Genomic DNA, 22082 nt, shown 5'->3' with positions numbered 1-22082 from the left:
TGGAGACAAATGAAAAAGCAGCCAGCTGGCTGCTTTTTTCATGCATTAATGATGATCTTCGACAGGATCATTCGGGATGATCGTTGTAATGACAAAAAGTAAAACTGTAATAACAATGGACAGCATTAGTCCTGTTTCAAAATGAAAGGCAAACCCATTCATTGAACTAACCACGTAAGTCAGCATCATGGATAATAAAAATGCCCAGAAAAATGTGAAGAAAAATCTCACGCCAGTCACCTCATTCCTCTATATTCATCCATATGTAGATGGTTACAACCAATTTCAATCTTTATCATCATATCACACCTACTTTAAATAATAAATGAAAAAAATGTGAAAATGTAACCCTTATCATCTGCTTGGTGACAGGGTAAGAAAGACGACAATTTCATTCATGATAGGCAAAGCTCCTTACAAAATCTTTTCCTGTACATACACTATAACGACTCATTATGTAAAAGGGGAATTTCCATGAATCGGCGTATATTTCAATTGAATCAAGAGTGGTGCATGATTCATTACCCAGAAAAACCCAATGGGTTTGCTGTCATGGTGATTGGTGATCATCACCACTATGTAGATGATAAAACTAGCTTCTGGGAACAGCATGAAGTAAGGAAGAAATGGATCAGTGACCTTACGGCTAAAGGGTACATCGTTTATTATAGTCACTTGAACGGAGCCAATTGGGGAAGTGATAAGGCAGCGGATTTGGCGGTCAGCCTTTATCAATATATAAAGCGTACAGAGATCATCAACGGTAAGATTCACATTCTCGCTGAAGGAATGGGGGCACTTGTCCTCAAGGGTCTCTATTCGAAGATGAAGAATGATATCCGTTCCGTCGTGATGTTCACACCTTGCGTCTCATTGTATGAGCTGGTGCGGCAGGAGAAAGAACAGAAGTTTTTTTATAAGAAATTCCTTAAAGAATTTGCTGCTTCCCGGGGTGCAGATCTTGAAGACCTTGATCAGGATTTCATTCATTCAGAACAAGATCATAAAGTATTCAAAGACATCCCGTTTCCACTTTATATTGTCCAGTCCTATAATGTTAACCGTTATAAAAACCAAATCCCTATCATAAAGGATATATATATGCATCGTTTCGAAAAGGGCTATTCCACCGACCTCTTTTATGTACTGCCTGAAAAGAGGGTTACCCTTGGAATGAAGATTGCTTCGTACTTCTCATTAAATGAAAAAGAACTATAGTCTTGATTAGGGGTGAGAGATTTGAATCACGCTATTGTGCTCTGTGCACAGCATTATTTAGGGTTTGAGCTATGTCGTGCACTGCTAGAAAAAGGCTGGACAGTGACAGCGGTCGATGATGGATTGGAAACAAGTGATAAATGGATGGAAATAGGGAGAAACGCAAATATTCAATACTTCCCCTCCAAAAGCTGGAACAGGGAACTACCGGTTGATTGCAGAGTGTTTCTCCCTTATTATGATCAATTCGATGGGGAGGAGCTCGAATGTTTGTCTCTCATTGAATCCTTGAATGGAAAAGCTGAAGAATTGCCGGAAATGGTTCGGATCCTCCGAAATCATTCCCATGGGACCGATCAGGGTGTATACAGGACCTTTTCAGGGACAACTTTCCACTTGCCTACACTTTATGGTCCCCATCAACCGGACCACTTTTTATTTGCACAATTGATGAAGGGGGTTGAAAGGGATAAGCTGCGATATGAGGATGATCCGAGCGGGGCAATTTACGTGAAAGACGCAGCGGAATGTATCATAAAGCATTCAAGCAGGAAAGGAACCTATCTATTGAAATCATTATCGGATAACAGCTGGAAAGAAGCCCTTTCCTATATTACAGAAGAATCAATCCTACCAAAGACGAAAAACGTGAGGCACGAAGGGGAGGCCATCACCGTACATCCATCCGCGTCACATGCGACGATTCTTGAGAAGCAGAAGCTTGCCATTGGGTCCTTTTAACATGTGTAAGTAAAATTTCTCTTTTATCTGTATACGGATGAAGGTAAAATAGACGTATTGATAGAAGATTGTCATTCTGGGATCATACTATCGGTGCTGCAAGAGCTTTGAAGGAGTTGCTCACATGAAAAAGAAACTGAACTTCCTTATTCTAGTGGTCCTGGCACTTGGTATAAGCGGGTGCATGAATGGGACTCATTCGGGGGAACTGGAGAACGTAGGTTTACTCGTTCCAGAAACCGTGAATGACGGAGTCTGGGGGACAAAGGGATATAAAGGATTATTGAAGATCCAATCTGATCAGGATGTGGACGTATTTTATAAGGAAAGCATGGTAAGTGATACGTCGATTGAACAGGCAGTGAAGGAATACGAAAAAAAGGATGTCAACCTTGTGTTCGGTCACGGTAGTGAGTATGCAGACGTGTTCAACCACATCTCAAAAGAACATACAGGGATTCATTTTGTAAGTTTCAATGGGAATGCTCTAGAAGAAAATACTACAAGCCTGAAGTTCAAGGGGTATGCCATGGGGTTCTTTGGTGGGATGACGGCTGCTTACCATTCAAAGACAGAACGAATTGGCGTTATTGCGGCCTATGATTGGCAGCCTGAAGTTGAAGGGTTTGTGGACGGGGCCAAGTTCCAGAAGAAGAATATTGGCGTGGACGTTGAGTACACCAGTAATTGGGATGACAAAGCATTGGCACTCGAGCGTTTAGATAAAGTAATCGGAGAGGGTGCGGATGTTGTATATCCAGCCGGGGACGGATATAATGTAGCTGTAATCGAGGAACTTAAAGAGCGGGGGCTTTTCGCCATCGGATTTGTTTCCGATCAATCAGACTTGGGACAATCCACGGTATTAACGAGCACCGTTCAACATGCTGATAAGCTTTATGAAGTCGTTGCAGATCGGTTTTCTAAGGGAGAGTTGCCTTCTGGTAACCTAGAATTCGATTTCCAGGATGGGGTCATATCGATGGGGCAATTCAGTCCATTGATCCCTGAGGATTTCCAATCGACGATAAAACAGCATGTGAAACATTATATCGATACAGGAATATTACCGAATGGAAAGGAAGCAGAATGATGAATCAAGACAAATCTATGGAATTTATGCAAATCGCCATGAAATACCTGCCTGAAGCAAAGCAGACGTTGGATCAAGCCGGGATCGAATTATCCCCTGAAATGCTTCAGCCATTCATGACGCTCTTTACGCAAGTGATGAGTGAAGCCTATGAACTGGGTAAGAAGGATGCATTACATAACGGATAGTATTCTTAAAAGCCTGTGACATAAGTGTATGAATCAAGTGAAGAAACGGACCCGATTGCCAATTGGAAGGCAGATGGGTCCGTTTTTTATTAAGCTGTTTAAGAAGCGGGTGATGATTGATTTGCGATGCAAGCTCGGTTTTTCGTGGGATGAGATGAGCCTCCCAGTGCAAATGAGGGGGCTTGAAATTCCCTCAAGGCTTGCTTCCGCAACAGCATTTTCCCTGACAAAGCCACACCGTCCACAAAGACTGAGTAATGACAAATACCTGTGAAAATGGTTGTGTCACGGGAGTGTATTCGATAAAAATATTGCACAAGGAACGGATTTTCGTTAAAATTAGTACCAAGTCATAATAATTGATAATAACGTTGGGAATGTATAGTATTTACTGTTGGAAACAAAATCTAAGAAAGCAGGGGATGCCAGTATGAATGCAGGAATAATTGGAATTGGGCGTTACCTTCCAGAGAAAATCTTGACAAATGCTGATTTGGAAAAGATGGTCGATACTTCCGATGAGTGGATCCGGACTAGAACGGGAATCGAGGAACGACGCGTGGCAGGTGATGACATCGATACGTCGGACATGGCATACGAGGCTGCGAAAAAAGCGATTTCCGATGCTGACATATCACCTGAAGAAATCGATTTGATCCTTGTTGCCACGGTTACACCGGATCAGCCTTTCCCTTCCGTAGCATGCCTGCTTCAAGACAGGATCGGTGCCAAGAAGGCAGCTGCAATGGATATCAGTGCTGCGTGTGCAGGATTCATGTATGGTATGATTACGGCAAAGCAATTCATTGATAACAATGTTTATAAAAATGTTCTCGTTGTAGGTGTTGAAAAACTATCCAAAATCACGGATTGGGACGATCGGAATACAGCAGTCTTATTCGGTGACGCGGCAGGGGCCGCTGTGGTCGGTCCCGTACAAGATGGTAAAGGAATTCTTGCCTTTGAACTCGGAGCGGATGGTTCCGGGGCAAAACACTTGTATCAAGAAGAGAATATTGTGATGAATGGTAGGGAAGTCTTTAAGTTTGCCGTTCGTCAAATGGGTGAATCGAGTATTAACGTCATCGAGAAAGCTGGTTTGAAAAAAGAGGATGTTGATTTCTTGATTCCTCATCAAGCAAATATCCGCATCATGGAAGCTGCAAGGCAGAGATTGGAACTCCCGGTAGAGAAGATGTCCAAAACGGTTAATAAATATGGAAACACATCCGCGGCTTCCATTCCTGTGTCATTGATTGAAGACTTACAGGAAGGCCGAGTGAAAGACGGAGATGTCGTCGTGATGGTTGGTTTCGGAGGCGGCCTGACATGGGGTGCCATCGTCATGCGCTGGGGTAAATAAAGATGAATTCTTCTATAACTTGTTTAAAAGGAGATGGATGACATGAACAACAAACGTGTCGTTGTAACCGGCCTTGGAGCCGTTACACCGCTAGGAAATGATGTAGAATCAACTTGGAAGGGTATCCTTGAAGGGAAGTCTGGAATCGGTCCGCTGACAAGGCTCGATGCAGATGAGTATCCTGCAAAGGTGGCAGCCGAGTTAAAGGACTTTGATATCGAACAATATGTAGAGCGTAAAGAAGCAAGAAAGATGGACCGTTTCACTCACTACGCAGTGGCTGCCTCCATGATGGCAGTGAAGGACTCGAAGCTTGAAATCAATGATCATAATGCCCACCGTGTCGGAGTATGGATCGGATCTGGAATCGGAGGCATGGAAACGTTCGAAAATCAGTTTGAAACATTCCAAAAACGCGGATACCGCCGTGTAAGTCCATTCTTCGTTCCGATGATCATCCCTGATATGGCGACCGGACAAGTATCGATCATGCTCGGGGCGAAAGGTGTAAATTCTTGTACCGTGACAGCTTGTGCCACTGGAACAAATTCAATCGGAGATGCATTCAAAGTCATTCAGCGTGGAGATGCGGATGTTATGATATCAGGAGGTGCGGAAGCGCCGATTACGAGGATGTCGGTTGCAGGGTTCTGTGCCAATACGGCTCTATCTACGAACACGGATCCCGAGAAAGCTTCCCGACCGTTCGATGCAAACCGCGACGGCTTCGTTATGGGAGAAGGAGCGGGAGTTGTCGTACTGGAGGAGCTTGAGCATGCACTGAAACGCGGCGCGACTATTTATGCAGAGGTAGTCGGGTATGGAAGTACAGGCGATGCCCATCATATTACAGCCCCGGCACCAGCTGGAGAAGGCGGAGCAAGAGCGATGAAGATGGCATTGGAAGACGGGCGTGTGAAACCCGAAGAGCTCGATTATATCAACGCGCATGGTACGAGCACGCCGTATAATGATAAATATGAAACGATGGCAGTGAAAGAGGTATTTGGGGAACATGCATATAAGCTTGCGATGAGTTCCACCAAATCGATGACGGGCCATCTACTCGGTGCTGCCGGTGGTGTTGAAGCAATCTTCACCGTGCTGGCAATGAAGGATGGTGTCCTTCCACCGACGATGAACATTGATACACCTGATCCTGATTGCGATCTTGATTATGTAGCGAATGAAGCGAGAAAGAGAGAAGTGAATGTTGCAATGAGTAATTCACTTGGCTTCGGTGGGCATAATGCCACGCTTGTGTTCAAAAAATACACAGATTGATTTTTTGTATGACCAAGGCTGTCGACGATAACGTCGGCAGCTTTTTTTGATTTATCAGCAACACCATAACCTGAACAGTAGGATGTCAGTCCACTTCCTTCCATTGTTACTATTTCCGCTCTTCTTACATATATATTGTAAAAGGCTACTTTCTTCGAGCACCATTCGCGAAGTCAGGAAGGCCATGTAATAAAAGAGAGAGAGGGATGAATGTGACAATCGCTCCTACCGATGAATGGATGGCCGACTCCTTGGATCCAATCGAAATCCTAAAGAGAACGAAGCAGGGTAGGTCTGAAGCCGAGTCACTATATCGTTATTTACTGAAGCACGGAATGTATCGTCATGACAGAGGTTCAAAGACAATTTATGAATCTATGAAAAAGAGTAATGTGTGGCAGAAGTTCAGAAATATTGAAACCATATATAAGAAGAAATGGAATGGCCCGGATGTTCCGGTATACTTGCTACCGGTTCAAGAGAAGAGGGGACTGTTTCAAACTTCCATGAAAAAATCAGGTGTCTGCTTCAAAGATGAAATCTATCTGTTTTTGACAGAACAGGAAGATCGTAAGGAATATGAAGCGCTATTCGTTCATGAATATCATCATTGTACGAGGATGGCGAGGCTTGATAAAGAAGATGATGACTATACTCTGATGGACTCCATCGTATTTGAGGGGCTGGCTGAACATGCAGTGAAGGAATATTGCGGGGAGGAGTATGTAGCATCATGGACAAAGGCGTATGGTGAGAAGGAATTACAACGCTATTACGATGAGTGGATACGTCCAAACCTGGACATTACAAGGATCAATCCCCTTCATGATCATTTATTGCTCGGTCAGAGACACTACCCGAAAATGCTAGGTTATGCAGCGGGGTATTTCCTTGTCAAACAAAAGCTGAAGGATATGCACCTAACAACCAGACAGCTCATTTCAAAGCCGTCATCCTATTTTATGATGGAATCTGCTAATTCTTCCCCATCTTAATGGGGGAGGGCCCATTTTCGTCATATATCCCTCATTCCCACATAAACTATTATAAAAGGACAAGCAAGTAAAAGAGGGTAGAGGCGGAAGGCATGGTGTTTCAAGTGTTCATATTATTTATCGGGTTTGGACTGGCTGTTTCCGGGGGAGTAAGCTTGATCATCTATTTGAACCTTCTTACGACAGGTATGGGAATCATTGATTATCTTCTATTTGTGAGCACCAGGATCGAATGTTATCTTTTCCTAGTCGGAATTCTCATCATCACCTTAACGATCTATCTGCCACGCAGAAAAAATAACACCTATTTATAAAAGGTAGGGATCAAGGAATATTTTTACTCTAAACTGCCTATACTGATTGACAAATAAGATTGTAGCAAAGCGAGGGGTCAATCATGTTATATCTTCATGATGTATGGGTAAATTGGTTCGAGGGTGAAGAAAATGGCTACAATGTCTGTCATTTTCATGAATGGAGAAAAGAAGATGTCATTGAGTTGTTAGATCAAGTTCCTTTGATTAAAGTGGATAGTACCCTATTTCATTACATCGAGAATGATTTATCAGAGTTACCTCAACAACTGCTGAATGACGTGTATCAAAAGGCATATTTAAGAAAGAACCATGAACGGATCCAGCTGGATTATTGCTTCATTGTCACGGATGGGACAGGCATCATCGCAGTTGATACAATAGGATATACCGTTCCTATAAGGAAGAGCCGGCTCATTCCAAGGCAGGAACAGCTTGTTTATGAAATGGTGGAAGGTCATGAAACGGTTCGTTACTCCATGGAGCTTGATTTGAAAGAAGAGGAAGCCTATCATATTCTTTCCCCGAGTCCCCATATGATGAATGGATTGACACGGAAGGAAAGACAGCTGAAGCAGTTATTATTTATGGCGCTCGACCAGCTTCATACTTCAAAGAACACCGCGGAGATCCGTTATTGGTACACAGAATGGGCACCGGAACAATATCGATTCATCCGAGACATGGATTTCGAAGACGTATGGAATATGCTTTATGAAGAAATAAAGTATGGATGGTCAACCAAGCACCTTACTTTATGTGAGAACTTGATTAAAGGACAGCCTTTCTTTGAGAAACTGTGGGAAGTAGAGAACAGGCCAAAAGTGAACTGAGCGTTAAGACCTTGAGCCAAAAAGGCTCAAGGTTTTTTTATGCAAAAAAAAGCCGGAAGCCCTGAATAGAGCTCCCGGTTTTGTGATCTTATTTTCTTTTTCTGTCTTTACGTCCAAGTCCCATGGCTTTCTCCATTTTTCTTAACATCTTGTTGGCAGCCCTGTTTGCTTTTTCAGCTCCATTATCAAGAATGTCATCCAGCTCATCTGAATCGATTAGTTCATTGTAACGGTCCTGGATGGGTTTGATGGTGTCAATGACAACCTGAGCCAAATCCGCTTTGAACGCTCCATACCCTTTTCCTTCGTATTTCTGTTCGAGCTCTTCGATGGAAATCCCCTCAAGGATGGAATAAATGGACAATAAATTCGAAACGCCCGGTTTGTTTTCCTTGTCATATTTCACGACCCCATCTGAATCGGTGACCGCGCTCTTGATCTTTTTCTCAATTTGCTTCGGCTCATCAAGTAATGTGATGAATGATTTTTGGTTGGGATCTGATTTACTCATCTTCTTGACAGGATCCTGTAGTGACATGACACGTGCGCCTACTTTTGGAATCCTGACTTCAGGTATCGTAAAGATATCATTATATTTGTTGTTGAAACGCTCTGCCAGATTGCGGGTCAGCTCAAGATGCTGTTTTTGATCCTCGCCCACCGGTACAAGATCGGTACCATATAATAGGATATCCGCAGCCATTAACGGCGGATATGTCAGAAGCCCTGCAGATACAGCTTCCTTTCCGTGTGACTTGTCTTTGAACTGTGTCATGCGCTCCAGTTCTCCTATATATGTCACACATTGAAGGATCCACCCAGCCTGGGCATGTGCCGGTACCTCTGACTGTATGAACAAGGTGGACTTCTCGGGATCGATTCCACACGCGATATACAGGGCAGCCAAACTTTTTATATTTTTTCGAAGCTCCATCTTATCCTGCTGCACCGTAATTGCGTGCTGGTCCACAACGCAAAAGTAACAGTAATACTCATTTTGCAATTCAGTGAACTGCTTCATTGCGCCAATGTAATTACCGAGAGTGATCGTCCCGCTCGGCTGAATGCCGCTAAAAATTGTCTTCATTTCATTTACCTCCTGAATTCACTCAAAATAAAAACCCACTCTCCCTTATGAAAATAGGGACGAATGGGATAGGATCCGCGGTGCCACCCTAAGTACTCAAGTTGATGAGTCTCCTTAGTCCATACAAACGTATGGAACCTTTTTAACGTAAGGTCATTCCGTCATCCGCTACTGTCATGTTCACGAATGAAGCTCGGAAGTCCATTCCCTGCTAGATGATTACTTGTTCGCACCTGCCACAAGCTCTCTTGAATCATGACTAGTAGGTACTCCTCTTCTTCAGTGCCATGGTCATATTAGTAAACACTATTATAGTGAATTAAAAGACCGAATTCAAGTATAGAAGAGATAGGAGGAAAGGAAAGAAATAAACAACAGCAGGATTCCCGTTAAAAGTAGTGCAGCTGTGATCTTGTAAGACCTTTCGGCAGAAATTTCTTCATGGGCTTCCTTTGTTGAATCGATATCATCGAATTGTGAAAGATATCTCCCCTGTGAAGTGCTCCTTCTGAATCTTTTCAATGAATAGATGATTCCATTGAAGAACCCCTTCTGAAATATATATAGGAAAGCACCGATAATCAACTGGATCATTCCGACGATAAACAAACCGTCCAGAAGGGATAACGTAAATGAATCGCCACCGGAAACCGAAACAGTCATGGAGATGGCGAGCGGGATGATGGTGATTAAGATAATCAATAGTGTTCGTTTCATAATACTCCTTTAACCCTTTTTTATAGAAAGTATACACGATTCACTCCATGCATTTCAATCGGGATTCATATATATACAGGGGTAGGCAGAGTGTTCAGTAAGAAAAGACAACAGTCCGCTCCGGGAATACATCATGTGGGGAACAGAGAAATCCGGTCACTGAACAGTGGGGGATCAGAGCTTTAGAAACTAATAAAAAATCAATAGAGTTAATAATTATAATGGAAGCTAGTGACGGATCCTTCTATTCTATATAATTTAGACCATGGTTGAATTTACAAAGAAATCACGTGCTGTAACAATTGTAATAGGACAAACACCCTAAAATATAACGAAAAAACGTTGGTAAATAAGGGTTTTGGATGCTAATTACCTACTAATCTGATAATTTTGCAAAAAAACTGTTAAATTAATATTGCAAAAATATCTCTATCATGTATAATAAGTAACAAATCTTCTGAAAATTAGAAGATAAATAAATATGAGATTTATGAGGAGGTCAATTTCAAGATGAAGAAAAAGTTTTCATTCTTGCTGGTTCTTCTTCTGGCTCTTAGCACGTTCTTAGCTGCTTGTGGCGGCAACGACGATGCTAAAGGAGGAGATTCAGGCGACAAAGGCGGCGACAAGCCTGCTGAGAAAAAAGAACAAGTACTTAACTTGATCGAGGGTTCTGAGATCCCATCAATGGACTCTACACTAGCTACTGACTCTGTTTCATTCAACGTCATGAACAACGTATTCGAAGGTCTTTACCGTCTAGGTGAGAACGACGAAGCCGTTCTAGGTATGGCTGCTGAAGAACCACAAGTCAGTGAAGATGGTCTTACTTACACGTTCAAGCTTCGTGATGCTAAATGGTCTAACGGAGAAGCAGTTACTGCTAACGACTTCGTTTACTCTTGGCAAAAAGCTTTAAACCCAGACACTGGTGCAGAGTATGCTTACATCATGTATGATGTGAAAAACGCTGCTAAAGTAAATGCTGGAGAACTTCCAGTTGAAGAACTAGGTGTTAAAGCAATCGACGACAAAACGTTAGAAGTACAACTTGAAGGTCAAGTACCTTACTTCAAGGCATTACTTTCTTTCGCAACTTTCTATCCTCAAAACCAAAAATTCGTAGAATCTCAAGGCGATCAATATGGTCTTGAAGCTGATAAAGTAATCTACAATGGTCCATTCACACTAGCTGAGTGGAAGCACGAACAAAGCTTCAAATTGTCTAAAAACGACAACTACTGGGATGCAGAAACAGTTAAGTTGAAAGAAGTTAACTTCAACATCGTTAAAGATACTGCGACTGCAGTTAACCTTTATGAAACAAATAAAGCAGACGTAACTGGTCTATCTGCTGAATTCGTTGACAAGTACAAAGATGATCCAAACTTCAAAACATTGGCTGATACAGCTGTATACTTCCTTCGTTTGAACCAAAAGAACGAAGTGATGGCTAACGTACATGCTCGTAAAGCGATCGATGCTGCTTATGACAAACAAGGTATGGTTGACGTTCTTATGAACAACGGTTCTATGCCTGCTTACTACCTAGTACCAAAAGATTTCGTATCTGGTCCAGATGGAGCTGAATACCGTGAAACTGTTGGTGATTTCGGTGGATTCGATCCAGAAAAAGCGAAAGAACACTGGGCTAAAGCAAAAGAAGAGTTAGGTAAAGATACGTTCGAAATCGAACTATTAAACTATGACTCTGAAAGCTCTAAGAAAATCGGTGAGTTCATTAAAGAACAACTTGAAACAAACCTTGAAGGTCTAACTGTTTCAATCAAAGCTCAACCATTCAAGCAAAAGCTTGACCTAGAATCAAAAGGTGACTATGACTTCTCATTCGCTGGATGGGGTCCTGACTATCCAGATCCGATGACATTCATCGACATGTTCGTTACAGATGGAGCTCATAACCAAATGGCTTACTCTAACGAAAAATACGATGAGTTAGTTGAAAAAGCTAAAGGTGAACTTGCTAGTGACCTTGATGCTCGTTGGCAAGCAATGATCGACGCTGAGAAGATTCTTTTCGAAGATCAAGCAATCAGCCCTATGTACCAAAAGGGTAGCTCTTACCTAGAGCGTCCATATGTTAAAGGAATCCTTCGCCATTCATTTGGTGCGGATAACTCTTACAAGTGGGCTTCTGTTGAGTAATTGATAGCTCAATGACAAACCTTAGAAGGGAGAGTGTATGCATGAGCATACGCTCTCCTTTTCCGCTGATTGTCGAAAAATATCAAAAAAGTAAAAATTGATTGAAAATTTGTCGATTATCGATATAATTAACTATGTAACGAAAAAAACAGACAAAAAAGGGGGGCTAAAGAATGGTCAAATATACACTTCAACGTATCGTTTATATGATCATCACTTTGCTTATCATTGCTACCGCTACTTTCTTTCTGATGAAGCTCCTACCTGGATCTCCACTACAAAATCAAGAAAGGCTGTCTCCGGAACAACAACAAATCATTTTGGATAAATATGGCCTGAATGATCCGCTTCCTGTTCAGTATGTCAACTATATGACAGGACTTGCCCAAGGTGACTTAGGTCTATCATTCCAATACGACAACCGCCCGGTAACACAAATCATTGGAGATCGTATTGGACCTTCCGCACTTCTAGGATTCCAAGCTATGGTATTAGGAACGTTTTTAGGATTATTGGTTGGGATAATTGCAGCCATCAAGCACAATACTTTCCTTGATTACGGTTCGACGATACTCGCAGTGTTGGGGATATCGATCCCATCCTTCGTATTCGCAGCATTAATGCAATACTACATCGGTGTAAAACTCGAGTGGTTACCAGTTGCCCTATGGGGAGAATATAAACATACCATCCTCCCGACACTTGCCCTTACAGTAGGGGTTGTGGCAACGATTGCGCGTTTCATGCGTACCGAAATGCTCGAGATCTTAAACTCTGATTATATTTTACTAGCAAAAGCAAAAGGGATTTCAAAAGTCGGGACCGTCGTAAAACACGCAGTGCGTAACGCCATGATCCCAATTGTCACAATCTTGGGACCAATGACGGTCGCGGTTATGACAGGTTCACTTGTTATTGAGCGTATTTTTGCGGTTCCTGGGTTAGGTGAACAATTCGTCCTTTCAATCAACACAAATGACTACACGGTCATCATGGGAATCACGTTATTCTTTAGTGCACTATTCATCGGTGTTATCTTCTTGGTTGATATCCTGTATGGAATCATCGACCCACGTATTCGTATAGCTGGAGGGAAGAAATAATGGAATCAAACAAAAGAAAATTAGATCAGCTTAGTCCAGATCTCTTCCAGCAGAAGAAAATCAATGAAAATGAAGCTGAAAGAATCGAAAGACCGAGTTTGAATTTTTGGCAAGATGCCTGGATCAGATTACGAAAGAGTAAAGGTGCGATTGTCGGAATGATCATCACGGCGATCATCATACTTTTCGCGATCATCGGCCCGGGAATGAATGATCACACATTCAAAAGTCAGGAAATTAGACACGCAAAACTCCCACCTAAAATTGAAGCGCTTTCAGGAATCAGCTGGCTTCCATTTGACGGGAAGGATAAAGACGGTTTCGATATATATGAAGCTAGGAAAATCGAAGAGAATTATTGGTTTGGTACAGATGACCTTGGAAGGGATTTATGGACAAGAACTTGGACGGGAACAAGGGTTTCCCTCTATATCGGTATCTTGGCAGCGATCATTGATTTCTTGATCGGTATTTCTTATGGTGGTATTTCCGCTTATTACGGTGGAAGAGTCGACGATTTCATGCAGCGTATCATCGAGATCCTTGTAGGGATCCCTAACTTGATCGTCGTTATCCTTTTCATCCTGGTGTTTGAGCCGGGGATCTTCTCGATCACCATGGCGATGGTCATAACAGGATGGACCGGGATGGCAAGGATCGTCCGCGGACAAGTCCTACAGCTGAAGAATCAGGAATTTGTACTTGCTTCACGTACATTGGGTGCGAGCAGCAACCGATTAATCTTCAAACATTTACTGCCTAACGTTATGGGGCCAGTCATCATCACGACGATGTTCACGGTTCCATCAGCGATTTATATGGAAGCATTCTTAAGCTTTATCGGATTGGGTATTGCTCCTCCGAAAGCATCTTTGGGTTCATTGGTTAATGATGGGTACAGATCGATTCAATCTTATCCTCATATGATGTTGGTGCCTTCAGCCATCATATCATTAGTCATTTTGAGCTTTAACTTGATGGCTGACGGACTCCGTGATGCACTGGATCCGAAAATGCGTAAGTAATGGAAGGGAGATTGAAGAATATGTCTAAAAGAATACTTGAAGTGAATAATTTACATGTCTCCTTCAATACGCATGGAGGAGAAGTAAAAGCAGTCCGAGGTGTAGACTTTCATCTTGATAAAGGTGAAACACTTGCAATCGTAGGTGAATCCGGATCGGGAAAATCAGTTACGACAAAAGCATTGATGAGACTTATCCCGAATCCTCCAGGGTTCATCAAAGACGGAAATATCATGTTTGAAGGAAAGGACCTTGCGTCACTTCCTGAAAAGCAAATGGAAAAAATCAGAGGGAAGGATATCTCGATGATCTTCCAGGATCCGATGACTTCCTTGAACCCGACGATGACGATCGGTAAACAAATCATGGAACCGCTTGTCAAACATCAGAATATGAACAAAAATGATGCAAAAAAACGTGCCATCGAATTATTGAAGCTTGTAGGGCTTCCTAGTCCGGAGACACGATTCAAACAATATCCGCACCAATTCTCAGGTGGTCAGCGCCAGCGTGTCGTCATCGCCATCGCACTTGCATGCAACCCTAAGATCTTGATCGCAGATGAACCGACAACCGCACTGGACGTAACAATCCAAGCGCAGATCCTTGAATTGATGAAAGACTTGCAGACGAAGATCGAAACATCCATCATCTTCATCACGCATGATCTTGGCGTCGTAGCCAATGTTGCCGATCGTGTAGCCGTCATGTATGGTGGACAAATCGTAGAATCTGGAACAGTGGATGAAATCTTCTATGATCCACGTCACCCATATACTTGGGGGTTGATTGGTTCCATGCCGACAACGGATACGGAAGGAGAGCAGGAATTGGTAGCAATCCCAGGAACGCCGCCTGACCTGTTGAATCCTCCTAAAGGAGATGCATTCGCACTTAGAAGTGAATATGCAATGAAGATCGACTTTGAAGAAGAGCCACCATATTATAAGGTGTCCGATACACATTTCGTAAAATCCTGGTTGATGCATCCTAATGCTCCTCAGGTGGATCCTCCTGAAGCGGTTAAAGTAAGACACAGAAAAATGCCGTCTAACTACGCTGAGCCGGTATTAGTTGGGGAGGTTCGTTCATAATGGCAGAGAAATTGCTTGAAATAAAAAATCTTAAACAATACTTCAACCCAGGAAAACCAAACATGGTCAAGGCCGTTGATGATATCTCTTTTGATATTTATAAGGGTGAGACGCTTGGACTGGTTGGCGAATCCGGTTGTGGTAAATCTACGACAGGCCGTACCATCATCCGTTTGTATGATGCAACGGACGGTCAGGTACTATTCGATGGTGATGATGTACACGGTAAGAAAAGCCGCTCTCAATTAAAAAAGTTCAACCGTAAGATGCAGATGATCTTCCAAGATCCGTATGCATCGTTGAACCCACGTATGAAGGTTGCCGACATCATCGCAGAAGGAATCGATATTCACGGTTTGGCTTCTTCTAAAGAAGAACGCTTGCGGAAAGTACATGAGCTTCTTGAAACGGTTGGTTTAAATAAGGAACATGCTGGCCGTTACCCGCATGAGTTCTCTGGTGGTCAGCGTCAGCGTATCGGGATTGCCCGTGCACTTGCAGTAGATCCGGACTTCATCATTGCAGATGAACCAATCTCAGCACTTGACGTTTCCATTCAGGCTCAGGTTGTAAACTTGATGCAGAAACTGCAGAAAGAAAAAGGGTTGACGTATCTATTCATCGCACATGATCTATCGATGGTTAAATATATCAGTGACCGGATCGGCGTCATGTATTTTGGTAAACTAGTGGAACTGGCACCTAGTGATGCACTGTATAAGAACCCGCTTCACCCTTATACACAGTCACTCTTGTCTGCCATACCGCTTCCTGACCCTGAGTATGAGCGCACGCGCAGAAGAAAGGAATATGATCCTGCTGTTCATAATTATACTGAAGAGGATCATCTTGAAATGCGCGAAGTGGCTCCAGGACACTTCGTATATTGCTCAGAGAAAGAATATGCGCAATACAAAGCGCAATATAAAGCATAACTTGCGAAAAAGCTCCCTTATAGAAGGGAGCTTTTTCATTATGTGATACTTTACTATTCCACCTGATAACAAATGTAAACCCCTTCTTATTTCACAGTATGAAACATAAACTGTCCTTAGAATGTTTGAACCGACTTCACGTGTACATTATTGATTTCCTCGGAAATTTCGACATTTGGGCGTTATTCCCCTTTTCTTAGAAGGATTTTCCTTGTTAAAATAGTATGAAGTGTTACAATTTTTAGTAGATAGACAGATTAAAAGAGGAGAGATTCATTTTGAAATGGAGTAAGATGGCGACAGCATTATGCGTGTTCACGATGTGTGTATTGCCAATACAAACAGTTAGCGCCGAGTCTGATAAGGCTCCTACAAGTGAGAATCATCAAAAGAGAGGCCTTTCACTTTCCAAAAAGGAATTACCAACAGCACTTCCTCGATTTGTATATGATTCGGGATATTCGTTTGAATATCCGGATGCTGTAAGGGGTGTGTACGTTACCGGACATTCTGCCGGAGGTGAACGGTTTAAAAGATTGCTTGACCTCATTGATTCCACCGATCTTAACGCGATGGTGATCGACATCAAGGACGATCATGGATATGTTACATATGAACCGGAATCCTCGTCTCCTTATGCAGAAGTCGGTCAGCCGTATATCAAGGATCCTAAATCAGTCCTTAAGGCAATGGAGGAGAAACAAATCTATCCGATTGCGCGGATCGTGGTTTTCAAGGATACCGTCCTTGCCAATAAAAAACCTCAACTATCCTATAAAGATGGCGGTTCTGTTTGGAAGAATGGACGTGGGGAATCGTTTGTCAATCCGTTCCTTAAAGAAGTTTGGGATTATAATGTTGGAATTGCGATTGAAGCGGCAAAGATGGGATTCCAGGAAATACAATTTGATTATGTCCGCTTTCCTGAAGGTTTCGAAAAACGTGATCAAGAACTGGAGTATGGTACAGGTGAGTATGGAAACGAAAATACAGACAACGTCCAGAAACGGGTTCACGCAGTAACGGATTTCGTGGAGTATGCCCATGAAAAGTTAAAGCCTTATGGTGTCAAAGTATCCGTGGATATTTTTGGGTATACCGCAACACTCCCTGAAGCGCCAGGTATTGGTCAAAACTTCTCGAAAATATCTGAACATGTCGACGTCATTTCTTCCATGATCTATCCGAGTCATTGGACACCGTATTTCGGCATCGCCAAACCCGACTTGCAGCCATATGAACTCGTCACAGAATATGCAAAGCTTGAGAACAAAAAGTTGCAGGAATTGAAAGATCCTCCGATTTCAAGACCTTGGATTCAGGATTTCACGGCTTCCTGGCTTGGCAGCGGGAATTATAAACCATATGGCAAGGCGGAAGTGGAAGCGCAAATCAAAGCCTTGAATGACCAGGGAATCAATGAGTTCCTCCTCTGGGATGCAGGTAACACCTATACTGAGGGTGTCGACTATACCCCTTAATAAATCACTTCAATCCGGACTCTCTTCTTTTCATTGGAAAGAAGAGAGTCCGGATTTTATGTGTAGGAGACTAAACAAATTGTCCAGAAACCGTGAAAGAGTTGATTTGTCAAACAGTTTGAAACCAGCTTTCAAACAGATGGAAAGCGGAACTAAATAATCTGAAGCAGTGCTATAAAGGTCATAGCTTGAATTCATCTACAATTCACAAATTGATCCCCAAAAAAACATCATGTATATCATTTGACAATTTCAACGTTATTGTTATGATTAAATTGGTAACATTAACCGCTTTACACCACATCTCCCCCTTTTCTACAGGAAGCGCTTCGTGTAGAACCGTATGAATACCATTTCCACTGAAAAGACTAACAACGTACATCAAACAATCACATTCGAAAAAATAGGTTTTATCCGGTTAGTCGATAACAAATTCACTAAAAGGAGTAGGTCCATGCACTGGTATGAAAAGTTAAATCAGTATTTCCCTGTAGAGGAAATGAAATCGAAAGAACATCTGGAATCATTACTGAAAGAACGAAGTGATATTTATCATAAAGATGAAGGGAAGCACCATGTGCTCATGTATGCAGAACTCGAAGATTTCATCTTTATCGATTATTTATTTGTCTCCAAGGATGCAAGGGGGCAAGGTCTTGGTCATAAGCTCCTGGACAAATTGAAGGAGAAGGAAAAGGCCATCATATTGGAAGTCGAACCTGTTGATTATGAGGATACGGATACTGAGAAGCGATTGAAATTCTATAAGCGCGAAGGTTTTGAGCATGCGGTGAGCATCGGTTATAGAAGACGATCCCTGGCAACCGATGAGATCAATCAAATGGAAATCCTTTACTGGGCTCCAGGTAACGCATCTGAGGATTTAATCTTCGAGTCAATGAAGAAAACATACGAAATGATCCATACGTATAAGGATCAAAAATTTTACGGAGCATCCTATCAGCCTGTAGACGAAGTGTTGAAAATGGATGAAGACCGGGATAAAGATGTATTAAAAGGATTATAGGACAATCAAAAACCTTATTGCGATTCGCAATAAGGTTTTCTAAATGAAAATATCCACCAGCAATCGAGAGGTTTAGAAGGGGATAAGAGCGGGTAATAAACACTGTATAAGGAAAATATATAGCTTATGTTAAACTAATGTGTAAGAAGTTTGACAAATTGATTAAAAGTATGTTCAACTTCTTGCAATTCATGTATAATACATAATAGAGATTTCTTATTTAAACTTATTTTAAATAACGATTGTGTTTAAATATAAAATACTCTTTATGAACCTCACTACTATAAAATATTAAGGGAGTGTGAATGACGTGGTTACATTATTCACTTCACCTAGTTGTACATCTTGTCGTAAGGCAAAAGCTTGGTTAGAAGAGCATGAGATTCCATATACAGAACGTAACGTTTTTTCAGAACCACTGAGCATCGACGAAATCAAAGAGATTCTTCGAATGACTGAAGATGGTACCGATGAGATCATCTCTACCCGCTCCAAGACATTCCAAAAGCTTCAAGTGGACTTGGAAACGTTACCGCTTCAAGAATTGTTCGAGCTTATCCAGAAAAATCCGGGTCTGCTTAGACGTCCGATCATCCTGGATGAAAAACGATTGCAAGTTGGATACAATGAAGATGAAATTAGACGCTTCCTACCAAGGAAAGTCCGCACATTCCAACTTCTTGAAGCGCAAAGAATGGTTAATTAACTGAACTCTTTCATGATTCCTGCATGTTTAGTATCCGTGGGGAATATACAATGAAAAGGGGCTGATCCGTAAAGGGCGTTTTGTTTCCTTATGGGTTAGTCCTTTTCTTTACTTATCGATTGCAGCGGTGGACTTCTTATTGTCCGATCGCACTGTATGTCGTACCTAATATTTGTAGTAAGTATTATCACTTGAATTTTCTGCAAATATTAGCTAAAATGGCAAAAACGCTTAAAATAGTCCATATTGCTTAAAGGAAAAATGGGTGTTAATATTATTCCATTTTAAGTGCTAATAACATAAAATAGAAGTACAAGGTACAAACTAGTTTAAAGTGTATCTTAATCTTCACCAACAGTCTGGCACACCTGTTCAGACAGTCGGGCTTATGCAGCTCAGAGGGTGTAGTCCCTTCACTAACTTTATGCAAGAAGGGAGAGGTGTAAAAAATGGAAATCGAACGCATTAATGAAAATACAGTGAAATTTTATATTTCATACGGGGATATAGAGGATCGAGGCTTTGATCGCGAAGAAATTTGGTATAACCGTGAAAGGAGCGAAGAACTCTTTTGGGAAATGATGGATGAAGTCCATCAGGAAGAGGACTTCGGTATCGAAGGTCCCCTATGGATTCAAGTCCAGGCCTTGGATAAAGGACTTGAAGTACTTGTAACAAGGGCTCAGGTATCTAAGGACGGTCAACGATTCGAACTACCGATCCCGGAAGATAAGCTGAAGGAACTACCTGTCGATGAACGGATCGAGGAATTGCTCGATCAACATTTCCAATTGAAACAGGATGATGACGAGAACGCAGAAGTTGCATTGGATTTTACATTGAAATTCAATGAATTCGAAGATGCCATTGCTTTATCCAAGCGGTTGAAGGATCTGGCCGTAGAACATTTAACAACGAAGTTACTTGCTTTTGAAAATAAATATTATCTTTATGTCAAGTTTTCTGAAGAGCACTTCTCAGAAGAAGAGATCGACAATATGCTAAGTATCCTTCTTGAGTATGCGGATGAATCCAGAATGACTGTCCACCGTCTTGAAGAGTATGGAACAACTGTAATCGATCAAGACGTCTTCGATACATTAAGTGCACATTTTTCATAAGTTCGAATACCGGTTTCAACCCGAAATCGGTATTTTTTTATTCACAATCATGGGACGGTGTAGGTAATGAAAAATACGGTCAAGGTGCTCTTATTCATACTGGTTGTATCATTGAGTTATTTTTATTTTTTAGATCAATACTTGGTAGGGGTTCTTAAATATGTAAGTTTGTTGTTTACATTCTCTGTCATCATCATCGGTTTCCTTATTTTCTTTGAAAATCGGCATCCGACCCAGACTCTCACGTGGTTGATCGTTCTTGGTGCCTTTCCTTTCCTTGGGTTCATTTTTTATTTGCTTTTTGGGAGAAGTTACCGCAAGGAAAGGATGTATAAGAAGAAGTTCATTCTGGATAAGGAAACCTATGATAAATATGAACCTGGGCCGAAGGATATGAATCCAGAATTATTTGGTTTGTATCAGGAAAAGCATGTGCAGCTCGCTCAGCGGATTGGGAACAGTGCCATCTCCTTTACTAGTGAAACAAAAGTATTGACGAATGGTGATGAGACATTCGGTGAGATTCTTCATTGGTTGAAAACGGCCAAGCACCATATCCATTTGGAATACTACATCGTTCGCCATGATGACATCGGTCAGCAGATCAAGGATATATTGATCGACCGTGCGAACGATGGCGTCAAGGTAAGATTCCTTTATGATGCAGTCGGTGCGTGGCAGTTATCAAAACAGTATATCAATGACATGAAACGTGCAGGTATAGAGGTAATCCCGTTCGGTCCAGTCAAGATCCCTTTCCTTAATAATAAGTTCAATTTCAGAAACCACAGGAAAATCATTGTGATCGATGGAAATATCGGGTTTGTTGGTGGATTGAACATAGGAGATGAATACTTGGGTAAGAATCCATCCTTCGGCTTTTGGAGGGATACTCATTTATTTGTAAAAGGGGAAGCAGTCCGGACGCTTCAACTGATCTTTTTGCAGGATTGGTACTATATGACCAACGATGACTTCTTGACCCCGGGTTATCTGAATCCAGAACCTGCGGACGCGACCAACGATGGTGGGGTCCAAATGATTGCGGGGGGCCCAGACAATGAGCTTAGCGTTCTTAAGAATATCTTCTTTTCCATGATAACTTCTGCACAAAAGAGCGTGTGGGTGGCCTCTCCATACTTCATCCCGGATGAAGATATCTTTTCTGCCCTCAAGATTGCTGCATTGAGCGGCATCGATGTCCGGCTCCTCGTGCCGCACAAACCGGATAAAAGAATTGTTTTTCATGCTTCCAGATCCTATTTTCCTGAACTGCTTGAGGCAGGTGTAAGGATTTATGAATACCAGAAAGGTTTTATGCATAGTAAGATTGTGATTGTGGATAATGAGCTCGCTTCCATCGGGACATCTAATATGGATATGAGAAGCTTTCATTTAAACTTCGAGGTGAATGCCTTCTTATACAAGACGTCAAGTACACATTCTTTGGTGGCGGAGTATAAGAACGATCTGGAAGACTCGGTCGAGCTATCACATGATGAATTCCAAAAGAGACATCTTGGCTACAGGATCCTAGAGTCTACATCCAGACTAATGTCTCCGTTGTTATAATGATTGGCGAAATCGGGTA

At 42.0% G+C, this 22082-nt stretch carries 22 protein-coding genes and 1 other annotated feature; of the genes, 19 read left to right on the top strand and 3 right to left on the bottom strand.

The window, feature by feature from the left end:
• Positions 1-45: 45 nt before the first annotated feature.
• Positions 46-231, bottom strand: a complete 186-nt coding sequence (locus tag LCM10_RS17360; protein WP_224877546.1) for a DUF2929 family protein — start codon at positions 229-231, stop codon at positions 46-48.
• Between the two features lie 243 nt (positions 232-474).
• Here LCM10_RS17360 and LCM10_RS17355 point away from each other — a divergent pair, with 243 nt between their 5' ends.
• The 9 genes from LCM10_RS17355 to LCM10_RS17315 all read left to right on the top strand — a co-directional run bounded on the left by LCM10_RS17355 (position 475) and on the right by LCM10_RS17315 (position 8029).
• Complete coding sequence (locus LCM10_RS17355) at positions 475-1218, top strand: hydrolase (RefSeq protein WP_224877545.1); 744 nt, start codon at positions 475-477, stop codon at positions 1216-1218.
• A gap of 21 nt (positions 1219-1239) precedes the next feature.
• On the top strand, positions 1240-1959 hold the full coding sequence (locus tag LCM10_RS17350) for a hypothetical protein (RefSeq protein ID WP_224877544.1): 720 nt from the start codon (positions 1240-1242) through the stop codon (positions 1957-1959).
• Between the two features lie 124 nt (positions 1960-2083).
• Positions 2084-3052, top strand: a complete 969-nt coding sequence (locus LCM10_RS17345; RefSeq protein WP_224877543.1) for a BMP family ABC transporter substrate-binding protein — start codon at positions 2084-2086, stop codon at positions 3050-3052.
• Positions 3052-3240 carry a ComZ family protein gene (locus tag LCM10_RS17340; protein WP_224877578.1) on the top strand — a complete coding sequence of 63 codons (189 nt, stop codon included), beginning with the start codon at positions 3052-3054 and terminating at the stop codon, positions 3238-3240. Before LCM10_RS17345 ends, LCM10_RS17340 begins: the two co-directional genes overlap by 1 nt.
• Positions 3241-3670: 430 nt before the next feature.
• A complete protein-coding gene (locus tag LCM10_RS17335) occupies positions 3671-4603 on the top strand; it encodes a beta-ketoacyl-ACP synthase III (protein WP_224877542.1) in 933 nt (310 codons plus the stop codon).
• A gap of 42 nt (positions 4604-4645) precedes the next feature.
• Positions 4646-5887: a beta-ketoacyl-ACP synthase II gene (gene fabF / locus LCM10_RS17330; RefSeq protein WP_224877541.1), complete on the top strand. Its 1242-nt coding sequence runs from the start codon at positions 4646-4648 to the stop codon at positions 5885-5887.
• 206 nt (positions 5888-6093) lie between these two features.
• Positions 6094-6882, top strand: a complete 789-nt coding sequence (locus LCM10_RS17325; RefSeq protein WP_224877540.1) for a DUF2268 domain-containing protein — start codon at positions 6094-6096, stop codon at positions 6880-6882.
• 92 nt (positions 6883-6974) lie between these two features.
• Positions 6975-7196 (top strand): hypothetical protein, encoded by a 222-nt coding sequence (locus LCM10_RS17320; protein WP_224877539.1) that lies wholly within the window; start codon positions 6975-6977, stop codon positions 7194-7196.
• Between the two features lie 83 nt (positions 7197-7279).
• A complete protein-coding gene (locus tag LCM10_RS17315) occupies positions 7280-8029 on the top strand; it encodes a YjbA family protein (protein ID WP_224877538.1) in 750 nt (249 codons plus the stop codon).
• An 88-nt stretch (positions 8030-8117) separates the two neighbouring features.
• Here the strand turns inward: LCM10_RS17315 and trpS are convergent, their stop codons facing one another.
• Both trpS and LCM10_RS17305 read right to left on the bottom strand, forming a co-directional pair.
• Positions 8118-9116 carry a tryptophan--tRNA ligase gene (gene trpS, locus LCM10_RS17310; RefSeq protein ID WP_224877537.1) on the bottom strand — a complete coding sequence of 333 codons (999 nt, stop codon included), beginning with the start codon at positions 9114-9116 and terminating at the stop codon, positions 8118-8120.
• Between the two features lie 52 nt (positions 9117-9168).
• Positions 9169-9408: a binding site (T-box leader), on the bottom strand.
• A gap of 41 nt (positions 9409-9449) precedes the next feature.
• Complete coding sequence (locus LCM10_RS17305; RefSeq protein ID WP_224877536.1) at positions 9450-9833, bottom strand: DUF3899 domain-containing protein; 384 nt, start codon at positions 9831-9833, stop codon at positions 9450-9452.
• Positions 9834-10343: 510 nt separating this feature from the next.
• On the opposite strand from LCM10_RS17305, the gene LCM10_RS17300 reads away from it, so the two are divergent.
• From LCM10_RS17300 to cls, 10 genes are all read left to right on the top strand, one after another.
• A complete protein-coding gene (locus tag LCM10_RS17300; protein WP_224877535.1) occupies positions 10344-11999 on the top strand; it encodes a peptide ABC transporter substrate-binding protein in 1656 nt (551 codons plus the stop codon).
• A 173-nt stretch (positions 12000-12172) separates the two neighbouring features.
• Entirely contained in the window at positions 12173-13102 is a 930-nt protein-coding gene (gene opp3b, locus LCM10_RS17295; protein ID WP_224877534.1) for an oligopeptide ABC transporter permease, read from the top strand.
• Positions 13102-14127, top strand: coding sequence for an oligopeptide ABC transporter permease (opp3C, locus tag LCM10_RS17290; protein ID WP_224877533.1), 1026 nt, complete (start codon positions 13102-13104; stop codon positions 14125-14127). Before opp3b ends, opp3C begins: the two co-directional genes overlap by 1 nt.
• A gap of 20 nt (positions 14128-14147) precedes the next feature.
• Positions 14148-15221, top strand: coding sequence for an ABC transporter ATP-binding protein (locus LCM10_RS17285; RefSeq protein WP_224877532.1), 1074 nt, complete (start codon positions 14148-14150; stop codon positions 15219-15221).
• Positions 15221-16156, top strand: a complete 936-nt coding sequence (locus tag LCM10_RS17280; RefSeq protein WP_224877531.1) for an ABC transporter ATP-binding protein — start codon at positions 15221-15223, stop codon at positions 16154-16156. The genes LCM10_RS17285 and LCM10_RS17280 overlap by 1 nt, the downstream gene beginning before the upstream one ends.
• Before the next feature lie 293 nt (positions 16157-16449).
• Positions 16450-17637 (top strand): putative glycoside hydrolase, encoded by a 1188-nt coding sequence (locus LCM10_RS17275; protein WP_412103417.1) that lies wholly within the window; start codon positions 16450-16452, stop codon positions 17635-17637.
• Between the two features lie 454 nt (positions 17638-18091).
• Positions 18092-18664, top strand: a complete 573-nt coding sequence (locus LCM10_RS17270) for a GNAT family N-acetyltransferase (protein WP_224877530.1) — start codon at positions 18092-18094, stop codon at positions 18662-18664.
• Between the two features lie 310 nt (positions 18665-18974).
• Positions 18975-19370 (top strand): transcriptional regulator SpxA, encoded by a 396-nt coding sequence (gene spxA / locus LCM10_RS17265; protein WP_224877529.1) that lies wholly within the window; start codon positions 18975-18977, stop codon positions 19368-19370.
• Between the two features lie 449 nt (positions 19371-19819).
• A complete protein-coding gene (gene mecA, locus LCM10_RS17260; RefSeq protein WP_224877528.1) occupies positions 19820-20491 on the top strand; it encodes an adaptor protein MecA in 672 nt (223 codons plus the stop codon).
• Positions 20492-20557: 66 nt separating this feature from the next.
• Entirely contained in the window at positions 20558-22063 is a 1506-nt protein-coding gene (gene cls, locus LCM10_RS17255; RefSeq protein WP_224877527.1) for a cardiolipin synthase, read from the top strand.
• Positions 22064-22082: the final 19 nt, after the last annotated feature.

The sequence above is a fragment of the Rossellomorea aquimaris genome, assembly GCF_020171925.1.
GTDB classification, from domain to species: domain Bacteria; phylum Bacillota; class Bacilli; order Bacillales; family Bacillaceae_B; genus Rossellomorea; species Rossellomorea aquimaris_F.
Note: the sequence above shows the minus strand (reverse complement) of the source record. Positions and strands in the feature narration are given on the sequence as shown.

What these genes read in the sequence shown, in the direction of transcription:
- LCM10_RS17355 (WP_224877545.1), top strand. Translation starts at nt 475, where the DNA reads ATGAATCGGCGTATATTTCAATTGAATCAAGAGTGGTGCATGATTCAT.
- LCM10_RS17345 (WP_224877543.1), top strand. Translation starts at nt 2,084, where the DNA reads ATGAAAAAGAAACTGAACTTCCTTATTCTAGTGGTCCTGGCACTTGGT.
- LCM10_RS17340 (WP_224877578.1), top strand. Translation starts at nt 3,052, where the DNA reads ATGAATCAAGACAAATCTATGGAATTTATGCAAATCGCCATGAAATAC.
- LCM10_RS17335 (WP_224877542.1), top strand. Translation starts at nt 3,671, where the DNA reads ATGAATGCAGGAATAATTGGAATTGGGCGTTACCTTCCAGAGAAAATC.
- fabF (WP_224877541.1), top strand. Translation starts at nt 4,646, where the DNA reads ATGAACAACAAACGTGTCGTTGTAACCGGCCTTGGAGCCGTTACACCG.
- LCM10_RS17325 (WP_224877540.1), top strand. Translation starts at nt 6,094, where the DNA reads ATGAATGTGACAATCGCTCCTACCGATGAATGGATGGCCGACTCCTTG.
- LCM10_RS17320 (WP_224877539.1), top strand. Translation starts at nt 6,975, where the DNA reads ATGGTGTTTCAAGTGTTCATATTATTTATCGGGTTTGGACTGGCTGTT.
- LCM10_RS17315 (WP_224877538.1), top strand. Translation starts at nt 7,280, where the DNA reads ATGTTATATCTTCATGATGTATGGGTAAATTGGTTCGAGGGTGAAGAA.
- trpS (WP_224877537.1), bottom strand. Translation starts at nt 9,116, where the DNA reads ATGAAGACAATTTTTAGCGGCATTCAGCCGAGCGGGACGATCACTCTC.
- LCM10_RS17305 (WP_224877536.1), bottom strand. Translation starts at nt 9,833, where the DNA reads ATGAAACGAACACTATTGATTATCTTAATCACCATCATCCCGCTCGCC.
- LCM10_RS17300 (WP_224877535.1), top strand. Translation starts at nt 10,344, where the DNA reads ATGAAGAAAAAGTTTTCATTCTTGCTGGTTCTTCTTCTGGCTCTTAGC.
- opp3b (WP_224877534.1), top strand. Translation starts at nt 12,173, where the DNA reads ATGGTCAAATATACACTTCAACGTATCGTTTATATGATCATCACTTTG.
- opp3C (WP_224877533.1), top strand. Translation starts at nt 13,102, where the DNA reads ATGGAATCAAACAAAAGAAAATTAGATCAGCTTAGTCCAGATCTCTTC.
- LCM10_RS17285 (WP_224877532.1), top strand. Translation starts at nt 14,148, where the DNA reads ATGTCTAAAAGAATACTTGAAGTGAATAATTTACATGTCTCCTTCAAT.
- LCM10_RS17280 (WP_224877531.1), top strand. Translation starts at nt 15,221, where the DNA reads ATGGCAGAGAAATTGCTTGAAATAAAAAATCTTAAACAATACTTCAAC.
- LCM10_RS17275 (WP_412103417.1), top strand. Translation starts at nt 16,450, where the DNA reads ATGGCGACAGCATTATGCGTGTTCACGATGTGTGTATTGCCAATACAA.
- LCM10_RS17270 (WP_224877530.1), top strand. Translation starts at nt 18,092, where the DNA reads ATGCACTGGTATGAAAAGTTAAATCAGTATTTCCCTGTAGAGGAAATG.
- mecA (WP_224877528.1), top strand. Translation starts at nt 19,820, where the DNA reads ATGGAAATCGAACGCATTAATGAAAATACAGTGAAATTTTATATTTCA.
- cls (WP_224877527.1), top strand. Translation starts at nt 20,558, where the DNA reads ATGAAAAATACGGTCAAGGTGCTCTTATTCATACTGGTTGTATCATTG.